The sequence below is a fragment of the Gordonibacter sp. An230 genome (assembly GCF_002159915.1).
Lineage (GTDB): Bacteria > Actinomycetota > Coriobacteriia > Coriobacteriales > Eggerthellaceae > Rubneribacter.
Genome location: NZ_NFJP01000047.1, coordinates 1 through 17,205, shown reverse-complemented (window position 1 = coordinate 17,205; position 17,205 = coordinate 1). Strand labels below are relative to the sequence as shown.

11 protein-coding genes are annotated in these 17,205 nt (G+C 60.9%); 6 read left to right on the top strand and 5 right to left on the bottom strand.

Annotation, left to right across the window (positions count from 1 at the left end; translation table 11 throughout):
• Positions 1–60: 60 nt before the first annotated feature.
• The 4 genes from B5F40_RS15260 (at position 61) to B5F40_RS15245 (ending at position 3,385) form a co-directional block, all read left to right on the top strand.
• Positions 61–1,239, top strand: a complete 1,179-nt coding sequence (locus B5F40_RS15260) for a hypothetical protein (protein WP_087195128.1) — start codon at positions 61–63, stop codon at positions 1,237–1,239.
• 108 nt (positions 1,240–1,347) lie between these two features.
• Entirely contained in the window at positions 1,348–2,049 is a 702-nt protein-coding gene (locus B5F40_RS15255; protein WP_087195127.1) for an anaerobic ribonucleoside-triphosphate reductase activating protein, read from the top strand.
• A gap of 79 nt (positions 2,050–2,128) precedes the next feature.
• Positions 2,129–2,542, top strand: coding sequence for an RNA polymerase sigma factor (locus B5F40_RS15250; RefSeq protein WP_239443092.1), 414 nt, complete (start codon positions 2,129–2,131; stop codon positions 2,540–2,542).
• Positions 2,543–3,055: 513 nt separating this feature from the next.
• Positions 3,056–3,385, top strand: coding sequence for a hypothetical protein (locus B5F40_RS15245; protein ID WP_087195126.1), 330 nt, complete (start codon positions 3,056–3,058; stop codon positions 3,383–3,385).
• On the opposite strand, the gene B5F40_RS15240 is transcribed toward B5F40_RS15245, so the two are convergent.
• Positions 3,367–7,626: a DEAD/DEAH box helicase gene (locus B5F40_RS15240; protein ID WP_087195125.1), complete on the bottom strand. Its 4,260-nt coding sequence runs from the start codon at positions 7,624–7,626 to the stop codon at positions 3,367–3,369. The genes B5F40_RS15245 and B5F40_RS15240 overlap by 19 nt on opposite strands.
• A gap of 549 nt (positions 7,627–8,175) precedes the next feature.
• Positions 8,176–10,677 carry a ribonucleoside triphosphate reductase gene (locus tag B5F40_RS15235; RefSeq protein ID WP_087195124.1) on the bottom strand — a complete coding sequence of 834 codons (2,502 nt, stop codon included), beginning with the start codon at positions 10,675–10,677 and terminating at the stop codon, positions 8,176–8,178.
• Positions 10,678–12,279: 1,602 nt separating this feature from the next.
• Here B5F40_RS15235 and B5F40_RS15230 point away from each other — a divergent pair.
• Positions 12,280–13,086, top strand: coding sequence for a hypothetical protein (locus B5F40_RS15230; RefSeq protein WP_140396532.1), 807 nt, complete (start codon positions 12,280–12,282; stop codon positions 13,084–13,086).
• A 39-nt stretch (positions 13,087–13,125) separates the two neighbouring features.
• Positions 13,126–13,746 carry a pyridoxamine 5'-phosphate oxidase family protein gene (locus tag B5F40_RS15225; protein ID WP_087195122.1) on the top strand — a complete coding sequence of 207 codons (621 nt, stop codon included), beginning with the start codon at positions 13,126–13,128 and terminating at the stop codon, positions 13,744–13,746.
• A gap of 698 nt (positions 13,747–14,444) precedes the next feature.
• Here the strand turns inward: B5F40_RS15225 and B5F40_RS15220 are convergent.
• From B5F40_RS15220 to B5F40_RS16470, 3 genes are all read right to left on the bottom strand, one after another.
• Complete coding sequence (locus tag B5F40_RS15220) at positions 14,445–15,713, bottom strand: MFS transporter (RefSeq protein ID WP_087195121.1); 1,269 nt, start codon at positions 15,711–15,713, stop codon at positions 14,445–14,447.
• A 383-nt stretch (positions 15,714–16,096) separates the two neighbouring features.
• Positions 16,097–16,807: a TetR/AcrR family transcriptional regulator gene (locus B5F40_RS15215; RefSeq protein ID WP_087195120.1), complete on the bottom strand. Its 711-nt coding sequence runs from the start codon at positions 16,805–16,807 to the stop codon at positions 16,097–16,099.
• Positions 16,808–16,977: 170 nt separating this feature from the next.
• Positions 16,978–17,205 (bottom strand): hypothetical protein (locus B5F40_RS16470; protein ID WP_204217448.1); only part of this gene is annotated, 228 nt, incomplete at its 5' end.

The following is a 17,205-nucleotide window of genomic DNA, read 5'->3' as shown; positions in this document are numbered from 1 at the left end:
ATGTGTATAAGAGTCACCCCGATTGACCACCTCCATCCTCCCCTCGAAAGGAGGCCTCTTATGAGTACCGACCCCCTGGACCGATACCAGTCCATGATGCACGACACCCATGCGCCCGCCCACCTGCCCGACCAGGTGCTCGAGCAGGCCCGCGCCCGGCTGGCTGCCGACAAGGTCGAATCGGCTGCAAGAAGCAGCAGCGCCCGTGCGGCCAGCATGAGCGGCACGTCCGCGCCGAGCGCACCCACCCTGCGCTCGGAAGGCACCGTGGCGACCGCATGCCAGCAGCCCGCCTTTCCCGGCAGCTCCTCGTCGCGCTGCAGCGCCGCAGCGCCTGTTGCCGCGCCGACCTTCTCCGTCAAACGCAGCCGCATGAAGGGCTTCGCCCTGGCCGCCTGCACCGTGCTGGCCCTGGGCCTGGGCGGCACGGCCATCGCGCTGGGACTGCCCGGCCTGGTTGGGAACGGCGACGTCCCGGCAGTCGCCAACTCGTTCCAGCTGGCCGCCTTCGCTGACGAGGGCGGGACGCCGGCGAACGGGCCGGTCACGTTGAGCTCCGAGGATTTCGCGCTCACACGCGCATCGACCGGACCCCTCTACGACGCCGAAACGGATTCGTATCCAGGCCCTATCGTGGCATCGCGCGCCTACAACCTGAACCTCACCTGCTCGGGCGAGAACATCGCCTCCATCACCTACGAGCTTCAGGGCGAAGGGGTCTCCTTCAACAACTGGCAGCTGACGAGCGAATACCTTGAATCGAACGGCGAACCCGAGGCGGGAAGCGCCGTGGCAACCGCAGACCAAGACAGCACGTTCACCGTCGATTACCACGACCAGGACATGAACGCCATCGATCACGTGCACCATGAAATCTGCCTGAGCTACGTGCTCGAGGGCAGCGACAGGCAGGCGTGGGACGAGTTCTACGCAAGCACTTCGCATGACCACGTTCCCCGTGACAGCGCAACCGAAGAGGAACTCGCCGCATGGAACGAGGCATCTGACAAATTCGAGCTTGTGCTCGGCCAGCATGATGCCGAGATAATCTCGCAGGCCAAGATCGCCATCACCGCCACGTTCAACGACGGAACGACCGCAACCAAAACCTACCGGCTTGTCCCCGTGGACGACTTCGAGCAGGCGTACTCCGCGTACCTTGCAGACCGCTTCTCCACCGATGGTGCTGCCGAGCCGAACCGTCCCGTCCTCTACACGCTCGAGGAAGTGGCCGGTTAGACGGCGCGTCCAACCGGGCCGCGTTTGCGGAATGCGGCCGTGCGTCCTATGATGTCGGGAGCCCGAACGGTGTTCGGGCTCCCGTTCTCTTGTCCAAGGAGCCGACCCATGAGAATAGCCGGATTGCAGAAGCTGACGTTGTTGGACTTCCCCGAGCACACGGCGGCCACCGTGTTCCTCCCGGGATGCAACTTCCGCTGCCCCTTCTGCCACAACGCCGCGCTCGTGCTGGGCGCGGGCGATGCAACCGGCGATACGCCGGTCGAGGAGTTCTTCGCGTTCCTGGACAAGCGGCACGGCCTGCTCGACGGCGTGTGCGTCACCGGCGGCGAGCCGCTGCTCCAGCCCGAGCTGGCCGATTTCTGCGCGCGCATCAAAGGCGCGGGCTTCGCGGTGAAGCTGGACACGAACGGCAGCTTTCCCGACCGGCTGCGCGAGCTCGTCGAAAGCGAACTCGTGGACTATGTGGCGCTGGACGTGAAGAACGCGCCCGAGCGCTACGCGGAAACCGTCGGCGTGCCCGGCTTCGACCTGGCGCCTGTCGCCGCATCGGTCGATTACCTGCTCGCCAACGCGGTACCCTACGAGTTCCGCACCACCGTCGCGCGCGAGCTGCACGGGGCGGCCGACCTTATGGCGCTCTCCCGCTGGATCGCCGGCGCCCATGCCTGGCACCTGCAGAGCTTCGTCGACGCCGACACCGTACTTGCCGGCCCCGGCGCCCTGCACGCCTGGAACCCCGCCGACCTCGAGGCCCTCCTTCCCGAACTGCGCCAAGCCGTCCCCAACACCCAGCTGCGCGGCGTGTAGGAGCACGCGCGACGAATTTTTCGCCTTCTCCGGAACAATCGGGACGCCTCTCCCGTATTGTCTCCAGAGAGGTGAATGCATGCACATTCCGTTTAAGCGCACAACGGGCCGCACCGATGCGGCCGACAATCCTTGCCCGCTTCGCTCGGATGCGTTCTTGAGACGCGCCATGGATGCGTGGGGCGACACGGTGTATCGTGTGGCGCTCGCGCAGACGGGGTCGCCGAGCGATGCCGACGACGTGTACCAAGACGTGTTCATGCGCCTGCCGGAGCACACGGCCGCCTTCGAGAGCGACGAGCACCTGAAGGCGTGGCTGCTGCGCGTCACCATCAACTGCTGCCACGATTTCGCGCGGCTGAGCTGGAACCGCCGCACCGGCGGATTGGAGCAGGAGCACGTCGCGGCAGCGCGAGCGCTGCAGCAACGGAGCACGGCCCCGACCGCCCGCCTGCGTTTTTCGAGCACCACCGAACCAGGATACTCGTCATAGCCACCTGTATTGCCTTGCTGTTCGATGCGGGCACAGCCGCGCTCGCCCTCAACGCGCCGGGCGGGTTCGGCATCGTCAACGACCTCATGGCAAACCCCCTTCCCCGGACGAGAACGCCGCAAAAGAGCCCGAAGAAGCGAAAGAGAGCCCATTGGAGCTCGATGCGAGCCAATTCAAAGGCGGCGGGAGCTACAGCGGACATGGCACAACCCCACCGACGACTCGCTCTGGAACTACGAATGGGCAGGGTACAAGTACCATTTCAACATACGCTGCGAGGGCGACAACATCGAGACCATAACCTACGAGATCGAAGGGAAGCGCAGCTACTTCGATATCATCGACAGAACCGCCACACCAAAGCAGCAGGCGAAGGGCGTCCATGCATACCATTCCCCCAAGACTGTCACGCTCGACTACGACCTACAGGAATCGATCGACGATGGACACATCGTTGAAATCTACACAGGCTTCCCTCTTTCGGAATAGGGACTCGATGCCTATCGCCAGCTGATGTCCGAGGGCCACTCATACGAGGCGGCCGCACAGCTGGATGTCGCCATCGAAGAAGGAGCAGCACGCGAGCTGGCAGGCTCGGTGCTCAGCGCGACGGCCACGTTTGCCGACGGCTCGATCCAAACCAAGTCGTATCTCATAGAAGCCCCCGACCTCGGCAACCCGACCAGCTACGCCCTCACTGAAATAACCGGCAGCTCGACACAACTAGACAGCCGAAGCGAAGTCGTCGAAGCGCAGTATCGAGCCCGCTCATGCCGTCTCCCGCCCTCGCTCGAAGTGCGGCGCACTGACGATACCCGCCAGCGTCATGCCTCCCTGAAATGATCTGCAACATACGTCGTATTTATCAGCAACCCGTGCCTGAAGAGTATGTTGAGCATCGCGCTCATGTCGCTCCATTCAAATTTGCCGTGATGGCAACAGTTGTTGCGCTTTTCTTTGAACCTATTCAGTTCCGCAGAGTACTCCTTGCACCATGCCTCGTTGCAGCCGTCTACGTGACCTGCCAATTTCGCAGCATTGCCGTCCTTCTTCAAAACTGAAGCAAACGTGCCAATCGTAATACGTTTCTCCTCCTTATCAAGCGCGCTCGGAGCGTAGAGTCCTGCCAGCTTCTCCTTAAGGCTCGACTTCAGATGTCCCTCCATCGCCTTGCAGAACAGAATCGAACAGCACGAGGCATCTATCTCTCGCACGTCGCGCTCACGCATGCCGCGAAAGAAGTAGTACAGTCGGATACCGCATTCGATGTTGTTTGCAACCGCCTTTTCGAGACCATCTAAGACGCTTTTGCTCAAATTGAAGAATTCGAGGTTTTCTTGCGTGAGCGGAGGCAGCTGGACGCTTTCGAGATTTGCGCAGAACGCATCGTCAACGAACTCGTACTCTTGCGATTCGGCTTCTTGCACAACGAACGACTCCGCAGGTGGGAGCGCACCCAACAACCCGTCCGCCTCCTTCGCAAAGCCCTCGCTTTCACGATCAAGACAGGACAGCTGCCTGATTGCGTAGGTGTCCAAGTGCTTTTTAACCGTCTTGAAGAGCTCGTTGTTCCTCCAAACCCGGTAGTCGCCTATCACGCACAAGCGGTACTTTGCCCTGGTGACGGCGACATTCACGATATGGGAATCAACCCACTGAGCGGACCGAAGAGTCGTGCTGTCGCATCCCAGCAAGAATATAACCTCATCAGCTTCTTTGCCCTGGAATGTATGAACCGTCCCGATCCCGTCTCTCATCCAAGCTTTGAGCATCGCTTGGCCTTCGTCTCCGAGCGAGCCATACCATTCGCTCTTTTGTAAAAATGCCTTGAACCCTGCCACGACCGATTTGAAGGGAGCTATTACAAACAAACGGGGTTCGCCCTCTAGGGCCCCGCAAGCAAAAGCTTTCTTCACGAACTCGAGCGCTTTTGTCCCCTGCGCCTCCACGTAACGATCTCCATTGCCGCGCTCTTTGCCCGCAACGTTCAGCCAGAAGGAACGGTCAAACACGAAGCCTTCCATCTTCTCCTGCGAGGGAGGCCGAGTCTGCTGGTTCATCGTGCCACCGTAGGATAGCTCGTTCGATATATCGTACATGGGACTGACGCAGCGACGATGCACGGTCAAAGGAAATCCCAACCACTCCCCGTTCAGATAGGTTCCCCATACGTTGAGGTGATCCGCACAATGCTGGACTGATAGGCATTTTGCCCGATACGGCACGAGGTTCTCGTCCCGGATTCCTCGCCGTATGACGTCCACCTCGTCGTTGACGACGGGCTGGACCTGCAAAGGATCGCCCAATACAACAGCCGAGGAGCTTCGCAGCAAAGCTCCAAGCGCAATTTGAGGCGAAGACTGTCCGGCTTCGTCCACTATGAGCATGCCGAGTGCCCCTGGCTCGCGCACATCGCCGAGCAGCCGCTCAACCGACGCAAACGTGGTGGACAGAACAGGGACGAGCAAGAACAGCGAATTGAACAAGTGGAGATAGCTGGCCTCGCGATCTCGCACCGAGAAGTTCGCCCGTTGCCATTCGCCACCGTATTCGATCTGGGTGCTTTCCTGACCCCACATCATCAGCAAATTCTTCATGTTGGAACGGAAGCATTTTGAACCCAACACGAATTCTTTTTGCAGTCTCAATGCGCAAAACAGCAGCTTCTCGCGAGCCCGATCGAACTCGGCATCGGCCCAGAGACTCGAGGCATGCGCCCACGCCCGACTTGCCGGATCATCGCTGATCAGATCATTCGCGAATTCCCACGCATCAACTTGTTCGATAGATCCGTTGGGAAAACACACTGTCAGCTTAAGTCGCTTGCGCGCATGCTCGGCTTCGCACTGCAAGCGGCTGTACTCTGCGAATGCGGAATCAACACATTCCTTCAAACGCTCTCGCTCGTGCAAAATCGACGCGAGTTCTTCCTTGCGGCAGTCGTTCGAACGCTTTGCCTCAGCATGCTCTGCAACTCGCGCTTCAAGCTTCTGTTTGAGGGAGAGCACCTGCAAGCGGTGTTTGTCGAACCGCTCTAAAGACCCGTTCGACCTCTCACGAGCACGCCGCATGTCATCGGTCTCGATCCGCAGAAGTTTCTGAAGCCAAGATCGTGCGTTTATGCTCAACTCGAGGTTCTTCAGCTCCCGTTCGTATTCTCGCTCAGCACGCTCGTAAGCCTCGCAGCCTTTGGCAACCTGCTCTTCGGATTCAAGAACACGCGTATAAGCTCGCCCGAGGGATGCGTTGCTTAGGCTCAAGGCAGCCTCGCAAGTCGATTGTCGCTTGGACAATTCCCCTTCGCGTCCTTCAGCGTGAGCCTTCGCCGCTTCCAGCTTGGCACGAGCCTCAACCAACGCTCGGACGAGGTCGGTGTAGCGCACGATCTGATCGCTTTGCTCACGCAGCTCCTCGCGTGCAGCAAGAACGGCGGCCATCTGGTTCTCGAACCGAGTGACGGCATCGCTCCAAGATCCCTCTTTGGCCCTCTGCTCCATATTCTCATTTGTGCAGCGTTTGAGCAGATTTTTCAAAACACAACGGGAGAACCTGCCGACGTTCTTCTGCTTGCCCAAGGGCGCGGAAACCAAGCCCCACGACACTCGGTCCGCAACATCGTCGTCCGCTCCTTTCTGCTCATCAAGCAACAAGTCTGCAAGTTCCGTGAAGTAGCCGACATCGGAATCCGAGAGGTCTACGACGTCTTCCGGCGGGCAGAACAAATCCCGCACTTCAGACATATCCTCGGCATCAGATACACCATCGAGCATGCGATCCAACCCGGGCAGCTCTTTGGTGATGTTTTCGACAGCCTTGTTGTTTGCCGACGCCACCAACATTCCGTACTGCGCGATCTCGGGATCCTTGAACACCGCGTACTGCGGATAATAGAACGAGTAGCCCCCTTTCTTGCTCTCCCCATCCTTGAAAGACTGCTTGGCAAAAGCGTCGTCGGGCGTCGCGTACTTTGACAAGAGTTTTGCCCGCCGCACGATGTTCTCGGCAACAATCTCTTTGAGTAAGGTGGTTTTGCCTGTGCCAGGAGGACCGTTGATCGAAAACGCGTCGCTCTTTGCCCTCGATTCGAGCGCGAGCGTGATCGCCGCTTGCTGCATGAACGAGGGACGAAAACGAGAAGGCCATTTACCCAATGGCAAATCTTCAACCCGAATCGCACGGCTCATAAAGGCAATAACGTCCTCGGCCGTGGAGCAACGTGAAAATGCCCAGCGAGACGGCCTCGCTTCAGGCGCATCAAACTCATCGGACAGCAGCTTCGGAGCAAGTATATACGGACGGACATATGAAGGCATCGGCATCTGGGCGAGCAACGTAGATTTCACGAGTGCGAGATCATGCAGAATATAGCTCTTCGACAGTTCGTTCCCGTCAACCCGAAGCTCGTCATCTTCTTGGCCGGTACGTGCGTATTTGTAGCAGACTTCCTGACCGAAGATAAGCTCCTTTGCGCCTCTAATCTTCGCATGCAAGAGGCTGTACAGTGCGTCGAAGAAATCTTTATCGACCCTTACGCGCTCTCTTCCATGCAGAAGCTCTGATTCGAACCGTTTGGTAAAGCTTTGATACGCCTCAACCGAAATATGATGAATCAGTTCAGAGCGAGCGTCGCAAGAGCAGTCCAAAGCCCACAAGATGGGAGAGATGCGCAAGGAATCGCGCAGATACCACCCTTCGCTATCGACCCTCAAACCAAAACATGCGACGCTTTCTCTCCGGGGTTTTTCCGGACGCGCATCGCGCCTATCATCCAACCTCTTCTTCAGCGCATCGAATGCGTCGCCCCGCACAAAAGAATATGCGCACATGCACGCATCAGTCGAAACGAACTTGTGATAAGGGTACATGCGCGCATCGAGCTCAACACGTTTCAAATAGTCGAATGCGTCCACCGTTCCCTTGTGGCAAATCGAAATGCTGTACGCCTTCTTCGCACTCTTGACCTTAGAGGCAGCGCGTAACGAAGCTCTTTCTTCTGGAGACTGCCCCATGAACGCGCCTTGGTCGAGGAACTCCAAAAGATGCCAGTAATCAACCACATTCGCACACTGGCCAAATTCGCCCATCGCGGCTCCTCCGAACAATCAACCTGCGTTCAAGATATTATGAGTTATAGGCATATTTTATAGTATCAGAAGTCCATACAAACAGCTCGATGACTTCCTTCAGACGCAAAACAGGAACCATGGAAACCAAGGCCGAAAACCGCTGTGCGACAGATGCGCTGGTAGCTTATTCGCGAAAACAGCGGTCGGCTCCTTCTCGTCCTCTTCGCGCACGATTAGACGATAATGAGATCAGATCAAATTCTGAGCACAATGTGCTCCGAATTGGGAACGTGGCATAAAACTGTCTCATATGCCTAAGTGCGCGCACAGCGAAGCCCCTTCCGGACTCCTTCGTCAGGTGCTCGAACAGGTACTTCATGAGATGCTAGCCGCACTCGGCGCAGTCGATTCAGCCCTCGCTGAATGCCGAAGTCGTTCCGCAACGCGCAACGACTCCCCCCCTCGGTTTGAGAATTGCGCGCGCTGCGTGTAGCGAATCCCTCTTTTTCATCAAAAAAGGCCGGATCGAAGCGATCCGGCCCTCAACCTGCGTGCTTGTTTCGCGCCTTACGCCACCACTTGGGCGCGCATGGCGTTGACTTTCCGGAGCACCGCCGCCGCGCCGGCCGTTATGTCCACGGAGCCGTCCGCACCTACCTCGAGCAGCGTCGGCGCCTGCATGATGCGGTAGCGCTGCGCCAGCTCAACGTTCTCCTCAGCCAAAAGCTCCTCGTAGGCGATGCCCGCTTCGTCCATCTGAGCGGCAGCGTGCTTGCAGTTCGGACACGTGCGCGTAGCCACCAGATAGCGGCCCGCCGGCAACGCGCTGCGCGCGGGCACCTCCTGCGCGACGGCGACCGGAGCGACCTCGTCCATCGCCACCGACACGACGTCGGAAGCTCCCACGGACACGGCGCCCGAAACCGTCACGTGCGAGCCTGCCTGGCCGGCGGTCTCGGCCGCCGCAGTCACGGCCACGGCGCCTTCGCGCGTTAGATGCGAATGCCCCAGGTCGTACTCCACGCGGTCGGCGAACTCCTGGGCCTTGCCGTCGTTCCAGTTCTTCACCGGGCGATAGTAGCCGGTGATGCGCGAGTACACCTCCGTCTCCTCGTGACAGCACGGGCACTCGTACACCTCGCCGGCGATGTAGCCATGGTTCTTGCACACCGAGTACGTGGGAGACAATGTGTAATACGGCAGCCTGTAGTTCTCGGCGATCTTGCGTACGAGCGTGGCAGCCGCCTTCCAATCGGGCAGCTTCTCGCCCAGAAACGCATGGAACACGGTGCCGGACGTGTAGAGCGTCTGCAACTCGTCCTGCACGTCGAGCGCGCTGAAGATGTCGTCGGTGAAGCCCACCGGCAGATGCGACGAGTTCGTGTAGTACGGCTTGCCCTGATCGTTAGCCGTGATGATGTCGGGGAATTGCTCCTTGTCGTGCTTGGCGAAGCGGTACGTGGTGCTCTCGGCCGGCGTGGCCTCGAGGTTGTACAGGTCGCCGTACTCTTCCTGGTAATCGGACAGACGGTCGCGCATGTGGTTGAGGACGTCCTTCGTGAACGCCTGGGCCGACGCCTGCGTGAGATCGGCGCGCAGCCACTTCGCGTTCAGGCACGCCTCGTTCATGCCCACCAGGCCGATGGTGCTGAAATGGTTCTCGAACGTGCCCAGATAGCGCTTCGTGTACGGATAGAGGCCGGCGTCCAGAAGGCGCGTGATCACCTCGCGCTTCGTCTTGAGCGAGCGTGCGGCCACGTCCATGAGGTGGTCGAGGCGGTGGTAGAAATCGGCTTCGTCGGCGGCGAGGTAGGCAAGACGCGGCATGTTGACAGTGACCACGCCCACGCTGCCCGTGGACTCGCCGCTTCCGAAGAACCCGCCGGACTTCTTGCGCAGCTCGCGCAAATCGAGGCGCAGGCGGCAGCACATGGAGCGCACGTCGGAGGGCTCCATGTCGGAGTTGATGTAGTTGGAGAAGTAGGGCGTGCCGTACTTCGAGGTCATCTCAAACAGCAGCTTGTTGTTCTCCGTCTCGCTCCAGTCGAAGTCGCTGGTGATGGAATAGGTGGGAATGGGGTACTGGAAGCCACGACCGTTCGCGTCGCCCTCGATCATGATCTCGATGAACGCCTTGTTCACCATGTCCATTTCGCGCTTGCAGTCGCCGTAGGTGAAGCCTTGCTCGCGCCCGCCCACGATGGCCGGCTGATCGCGCAGGTCGGCCGGGCACACCCAGTCGAGCGTGATGTTCGAGAAAGGCGCCTGCGTGCCCCAGCGGCTCGGCGTGTTCACACCGAACACAAAGCTTTCGATGCACTGTTTCGTCTCTTCGTAGGTGAGACCGTCCGCCTTCACGAACGGTGCGAGGTACGTGTCGAAGCTGCTGAACGCCTGGGCGCCCGCCCATTCGTTCTGCATGATGCCGAGGAAGTTCACCATCTGGTTGCAGAGGCTCGACAGGTGGCTCGCCGGCTTCGACGTGATCTTGCCGGGCACGCCGCCGAGGCCTTCCTGGATGAGCTGCTTGAGCGACCAGCCCGCGCAGTAGCCCGTGAGCATGGACAGATCGTGCAGGTGGATGTCGGCGTTGCGGTGGGCGTTGGCCACCTCGTCGTCGTAGATCTCGGAGAGCCAGTAGTTGGCCGTGATGGCGCCGGAGTTCGAGAGGATGAGGCCGCCCACGGAGTACGTGACCGTGGAGTTCTCCTTCACGCGCCAGTCCTCGACCTTGACGTACTGATCGACGAGATCCTTGTAATCGAGCAGCGTGGCGTTCGCATTGCGCACCTTCTCGCGCTGGCGACGGTAGAGGATGTAGCTTTTGGCCACGTCGGCGTACCCGGCGGTGGAAAGCACCTCCTCCACGCTGTCCTGGATGTCCTCGACGGCTATGACACCGCTTTTGATCTTCGGCTCGAAATGCGCGGTCACGTTGAGGGCCAGAAGGTCGATCGTGGAGGGATGGTACTGCTTCCCCAACGCCTCGAACGCCTTGGCGATGGCGCTCGAGATCTTGGCGATATCGAATTCGGCAACTTGGCCGTCGCGCTTCTGAACCTCGTACATGCTCGCTCCTTCTTCGCTTGACGCTGCGTTTTCCCTCAACCGCGTGATCGCATGCGGAATGCGCCCGCAGAATGCGGCTCGAGCATGCGATCAGTCGGGAATCAGTACTGCGTACCCTACCAGCGTCGGGCCGGTTAGTCAACGAATGTCACCCATATGTTGAAGATGGTGTATTCCTACTAACAAGATATGGTATGTTTTTGCCATCTGGGATTTTACGGCGGGAACGAGCGGAGCCCCATGAAAAGCGACCTGCGCGTTTAGAACAAACCCTCCTTGATCGAGCTTCCGAGCGACATGCGGTCAAGCCGAAAACCACCCACCTGCACGTATCCATTTTGCATGGAATTTCACGCGCATGTTCGCACGCGAAGAGGATGGGCGGATATGCGGCGCGGGGAATGCGAAGGTGCGCACGAGCTTGAGCGAAGGAGAGGCGAGAAGCTCGTCAGGAGACATCTGGCAACCACAAGTGCAATCTGCGCGCGAAGGAGGGGGGGGGGTGCGATGCGGGCAATGCGGGAGGCGCGGAAGGCGACGCGCGCTGTCGCCCGAAACGGTCGGTTTCGCGTTAAAAGCGACCTTTCAGACGACAATGCATAACTTGGACTCTTACGCCCGTTCGCGCTGCAAGTTGGATAATGCGCGACAGCACGTTGTCCGAACTGCCACTCGGGCTCGCACGCGCGCACCCGGGGCAAGCGTCTGAGCGCCGGCAACGCGGCACGCACCACGCACCGACTCACGCGCGCACGGGGCAGATGTCGTCATGCATGGCTCCCGTTCGCAAGCGTTTCGTACGCGACCGTGCCGAGACAGAATGAGAAGGGCGAAAGGAAAGGGCGAAGACCTCAGGCATCGGGATGGGCGCGGAAGGCAAGGGATGACAGGTGACGGGGAAACGGAAGATGGGGCATCCGGATTCACTCCGCGCACAAAGAAGCGAAGGAAAATGTTCCCAAATTGCGAGCACAATGTTTCACGTGAAACAAATTGTCGTAATGTACTGCGGTAAAGAAACAAACGTTTCACGTGAAACACTGAATGGGAAGGTGCGCAAACGGATACCAGAAAAAGAGAGAAATCCTGTCTGCCCGAAGAGCATCAATCGCTTTCGCGTATGTCTAGCGCACCCGAACGTTCTTTCGAGCAAAATGAGAACCGCATGCGCGCCGCTGCGCGGGTCGCGCCGCCGACAAGCCGATCTCCACTTTGAGTCGCATCACGTTCCTGCACGGGCCTCGCATCTTTCAGGCCCTCTCCCCGGCCAACCTCGCGCATCGGAGCCTCGCCGTCGGAATGGCGACCCACAGCAGCTGACATCGCAAGCCAGCCACGCGCACCCGCATCGGAGCCGCACATCTTTTCCCCATGCGTCCGCGAAACGACCGCTCGCCAGCAGAGGCAGAAACCGTTTTCGAAGTGAGGCGACGAAACGCAATAAATCCAGAGCTGGGCACAGCAAGAAGCCTCTGCTCCCCCTGAACCGCCCTTTGCGCTACGCGTCCTCGATTCGCGTCCAGCTGCGCCCTCCCTCCCGAACTCGGCTCACCGTCCAAGCGAAAGCACGCCAGTCGTCCTCGCACGACGGCAAAGACCCCCTTGATCGTTCGCAGCAACGACAATCGACCCCATGGCGGCGAAAACCCTCGTCACCTAGAAGAAAGGTGCCGCCGTGCCAAGCACGCACACAAGCCTACCCGCGCATTGCGCACGCATGCAGAAACGCCTATGATGAGCCCGATAGGCCAAACTTTCGCCGAGCGAAAGGACGATTCCATGCAGAAAAAAGCAAGTTCCCTGGCATGGATTGCACCCATTGCATACGTGGCATCCCTCGACAGCTTCGCGATCGTCGCCGTGATGCTGGCAATCGCCGATGACGGTTTCTACGATGCCGCCGACACGCTCATGAACGTGCTTTGGCGGCTGTCTGTCGGCTTTTTCTTCGCGAGCGTCGTAACGAGCATCTGGCTTGCAGTGCGTGGAGGCGCCGCACGCCGCGCGACACTGCGGCGCGCGGCGCTGCTGACGAAGCTGGGGCTCATTCCTTTCTTTGCTTTCGGCGCTCTGGTCATGGCCGCGCTCATGATGTTCTCGCTCTTTCCGGCGCTGGCGTTCATAGGCTGGATAGGGCTTCCTGTCGCCGGAGCCATCGGCTGGCTGGCCATGGTAGGCGGGTCGCCATGGGTCATCGCCTATGCTGCGCGGCTGCAAAGCGACGGGCTGATCAGCGCCGGAGAATGTGCGCTCCACATAATTTCGCAGATGCTCTTCTTCATCGACGTGGCAGATGCGATCATCCTGTTCGTCCGTGGACGAAGGCTCGAACGGCGCGCACAGTCACCAGCCCCGCCCGCCCTAACGCCCGCAGGCGGGCCAGCACCGGAAGACGCAAGCGCCTCGTGATCAAATAGAACCGAACCGACCCCCGAAAGGATATCCGCGATGAATCAGCACCCTCTGCGGCGCGCCGACCGCGCCGCCTCGCGCGACGAGGCGCTTGAAACGCTTGATACCGCACCGTTCGTCGTCGTGTCGACCACAGATGCGGACGGGGAGCCTTACGGCGTGCCGCTGTCGTTCGTGCGCCGCGGAGACGCGCTGTACTTCCACACCTCGAGCGAAGGAGGCCACAAGACGGACTGCTTTCGCCACGACCATCGCGCGTGCGCAACAGCCGTTACGGGCGTGAGGGCGTTCTTCGAAGGGGGCGATTTCTCCACCAGCTACCAATCGGCGATGGCCTTCGGGCGAATCCGCGAGGTGACCGACCCCGTCGAGTTCAAACGCGCGCTCGTAGATCTGTGCATGAAGTACGTGCCCGAACACAAGCGCGACATCGGACGCGCCATGGAGGCCGAAGGGCCGCGCACAGCCGTATGGGCGCTCGACATCGACGAGCTGTCGGGCAAGAGGCGGCCGCTTCCGACCAGCGGGCGCGAGGCGAGTGCATCCCGCACGGCGGGAGCGGTGGGAGCGGGGGCGAAGGAGAATGGCGCAACGGGAGCGGCGGAGACGACGGATGCATGCGCGAATACCGCAGATCCGTCAGAGACGACGCCTTGATCGGCAAACGCCCTGGCAAACACGGCGGGCATGCCGACGGAGGAAGACTAGCCGCGCGCATCGCCGGATCGCAGAAACCCGCGTAGCTCGACTTCGCAGCAAACATCGGAGATCGCGCACATCGAGGCGCGCCTTCGGCCGCCCGTTTCGCCGTAACGCCCCTCCGCAATAGGCTTCGCAGTGCATGCGGACGCGTATGGTCGACCAACACCAACTCTGCATGCTTAACGTGCCCTTCTTCGCAGTGCATGCGGACGCGCGGAGCACCCTCCCCCTGATCGAAACGCTCAAGTTTCCACGAATAGCGCCAAACACCATCCACAGCGCGCCCCTCTCGGGCGGCAAGCGCTCATGCAGCCTGATCCCGCCGGTCTCTGCACGCAAGTGCGCGAATCGGGCTTCTCGGCGAAACACGGCACGAACGGCAGTTTTCCGGCCGGTCGGACGCGCTCGCCGGGACGGGTCCGGCGAGCGCGGAGCAGGGACGCAAGGGGCGTCCGGAACGCTAGGAGGCCGTCTGCGAACGCGATCGGCCCGCCGCCCATCACCGATGGCAGGGCGCTTCTACGCGCAGGTTGGCGCAGATCGAGCCTCGCTTGGCGACAGCGCGAGAGCCGCACATGGCGGCCGTGCACCACCAGACAGCCGCCACGCGCCCCGCCCCGCCTCGTCGTTGGGCGGGATTCGACGAACAACGCTCAATCAACCGCATTAGGCTGTCCGAACCCAGCGTCGCGCAGTCCCCGCCCAAGGACGCGCCAGGTCGCAAGCCCGATGACAAACGAAACGGCCGCCGTCCCCAACACCACCGGCACGAGGTCGGCGCGCAGAACGTCGAACAGCCCGCCGTAAACGAGCTGGCCCACCGGCTGCGCACAGTTCGCAAGCGACATCATGAGCGCGATCACCTTCCCCACCAAGTGCCCCGGCGTCTCCATCTGCACGAACGAAACAGCCTGGATGCTGAACATCGTCGCGCACGCCATGGACGCGAACAGGCTCGCCACGAGCACGCCATACGCGACCAGGGGATCCATCGGCACGCCTAGCACCGCGGCCACGGGAACAAGCGCCAGCGTCGCCAGCAGCAGAAGCAACGGGGCGCGCTCGATCTTCAGACGCGAGGCCAACGCGCCCACGGCGATGCCGCCCGCAAGGCCGCCGAGCGCCAGCGCGCCCTCGGCGAAACCCATGAACTGGTTCGGCAACCCCAGAACCTGCGTGACGACGACGGGCGTGCCGACGAGGATGAACGCCGTCAACGTGAGGTTGATGCCAGCCGCAAGGAAGATGGCCTTGAGGATGACCGGACGATCATGCCGCAGAAACGAGAGGCTTTCCGAGATGTCGCCGAGGACCGTGCGGACGACACCCGCATCGCTGCGCTCGACGGCGTCGCGCGGAATGTGCACCGTAGCCACGATGAGCGCAGCCGAGAGCGCGAACGCGACGCCCGACACCGCCACGACCGGCCCGATGCCGAACAGCCCGAACACAAGCCCTCCCACAACCGGCCCAACAAGCCCCGACAGCGCGCTGATTTGGCTCACGACAGCCGTGGCCCGCACGACCCCCTCGCGCGGCACGAGAAACGGCACAGCCGCCTGAACCGTGGGCTGGTACACGCTCTGCGCCGCGTACAGCACGACAAGCGCGAAGACCGAAAGCCCGACGAGATCGATCACCCCCTCGAACCCAAGGTACACAACGCACGTCGCGGCCATGATCGCGTCGAGCGCGGCCATGATGCGCTTCTTGTTCACGCGGTCAGCCGCCACCCCGCCGATGGGCGTGAGCACGATGTACGGCAACCAAGCGGCAGCCGTCACCGCCGCCATGAGCGTCGCCGACTCCGTAAGGTCGAGCACGTACAACGGCAAGGCGAATCGCAGCACCGCGCTGCCGAACAGCGATGCGATCTGCACGATAACCAGCGAGACGAATGATCGGTTGAGCAACACTTTCATGAATCCATCCTTCCTATTTCATACCTTCGGTTGGTATGTATTAATGTCAAAAAAAGAGGTGTAGAGGGTACGAGGAGCGATCCTGCATCGAAACGCGGACCGCAGCGCGCAGCCCCCCTCCCCGAACAGGTGCGCGAACCAATCGTGCGCGCTCGGCGATTCGGCATACCAACGTACAAATGTTTCACGTGAAACATCTCCTTCCCGATAGGGCAACAACCTCAGCCGTCGTCGCCCGTCGCAGCCCCGCGAATCGCGCGCCACAGCCCCGCGCATCGCACCTCACGGCCCCGCGCATCGCACCTCGCAGCTCCGCGCATCGCGCTTCGTGATGCCATACGACCGCCATGCGCCGCCCGGCTCGTTCCGCGTTCCGACGCAATTTAGTTCGAACCCTGTAGCGCACCCTCCGCGCCGCCCTTTCCCGCCATCGCCTCGAACCGCTCGTGAAATCGGCGGCGGTAATCCTCCAGCACCTCGCCCAAACCGTTCTCCTCAAGCGACAGGCCAAGCGCCTTCACGAGGTCGATGTAGAAATCCATGCGGCGACGCAGCTGCTCGGCCGTGCTCGCCCTGAACATCGGGCTGACCCACAAGTTCGCCACCAGCACGATGACCTCGCTGAACTCTTGCGGGTAATCGGTGCGAATGCTGCCGTCGCGCACCCCTTGCTCAACGATGGGCTGCACGAAAAACGGCACCGTTTCTTCGAACAGCGCCTGGTACTCCATGCCCAGAAGACGAGCGTTCCTCACAGGGTCGGCGTCAGGAGCCACATTCGCCCACAAATCCATCTGCGGGCCCATGACGGATGCCTCGAACAGCGCTTGCAGCTTTTCCGCCCCATTCATACGGCCATCGTCACGAATTTGGCGCAACTGGGCGTACAGCCCTGCGTTCTCGCGATCGAGCGCTGCGGAGAGGATATCCTCCTTCGACTTGAAGTGGTGGTACACAGCACCTTTCGTGAGGCCGCCCAAACCGTCGATGATGTCCTGGATGCTCGTGTTGTCGTAGCCCTTTTCAAGGAACAATGCGAGCGCCACGTCGAGGATGCGGTTCACCGTCTCCTCGGGATGTTTGTTGCGCGCCACGCCGTCGCTCCCTTCTGCCCCTTCGCCGCTCCCGTAGCGCACCGTCCGAACACGTACAGATGTTTCATGTAAAACATCCGCTTTGGCAAACCTCGCCAACCGGCTCAGCACACGCACGCCCATCGGTGCAATTTGACTATACATACCAACAGTAGGTATCTTAATCTACTCTACAACGATTGGCAAGACCAGAATGCAGCAAATCGCGCACCGACTCGCTTGCCCACGGCCCACTCGCCCGCAGTGCTCATCCGCACACGGCATCCACGGTATCGCGGGACGGCAACGCTCGAAGCGACCCGGCGCACACCGACCGCGCAGCGCCACGCGCAAACCACCGACCCCGTCGGCCCTGCGGCCTCCACGCCCGCCCCGTCCTCGCCGAACCGCACCCGCCC

Bases quoted from the DNA above. Each gene is read 5' to 3' on its own strand.
- B5F40_RS15260 (WP_087195128.1), top strand. From the start codon at position 61: ATGAGTACCGACCCCCTGGACCGATACCAGTCCATGATGCACGACACC.
- B5F40_RS15255 (WP_087195127.1), top strand. From the start codon at position 1,348: ATGAGAATAGCCGGATTGCAGAAGCTGACGTTGTTGGACTTCCCCGAG.
- B5F40_RS15250 (WP_239443092.1), top strand. From the start codon at position 2,129: ATGCACATTCCGTTTAAGCGCACAACGGGCCGCACCGATGCGGCCGAC.
- B5F40_RS15245 (WP_087195126.1), top strand. From the start codon at position 3,056: ATGTCCGAGGGCCACTCATACGAGGCGGCCGCACAGCTGGATGTCGCC.
- B5F40_RS15240 (WP_087195125.1), bottom strand. From the start codon at position 7,626: ATGGGCGAATTTGGCCAGTGTGCGAATGTGGTTGATTACTGGCATCTT.
- B5F40_RS15235 (WP_087195124.1), bottom strand. From the start codon at position 10,677: ATGTACGAGGTTCAGAAGCGCGACGGCCAAGTTGCCGAATTCGATATC.
- B5F40_RS15225 (WP_087195122.1), top strand. From the start codon at position 13,126: ATGAATCAGCACCCTCTGCGGCGCGCCGACCGCGCCGCCTCGCGCGAC.
- B5F40_RS15220 (WP_087195121.1), bottom strand. From the start codon at position 15,713: ATGAAAGTGTTGCTCAACCGATCATTCGTCTCGCTGGTTATCGTGCAG.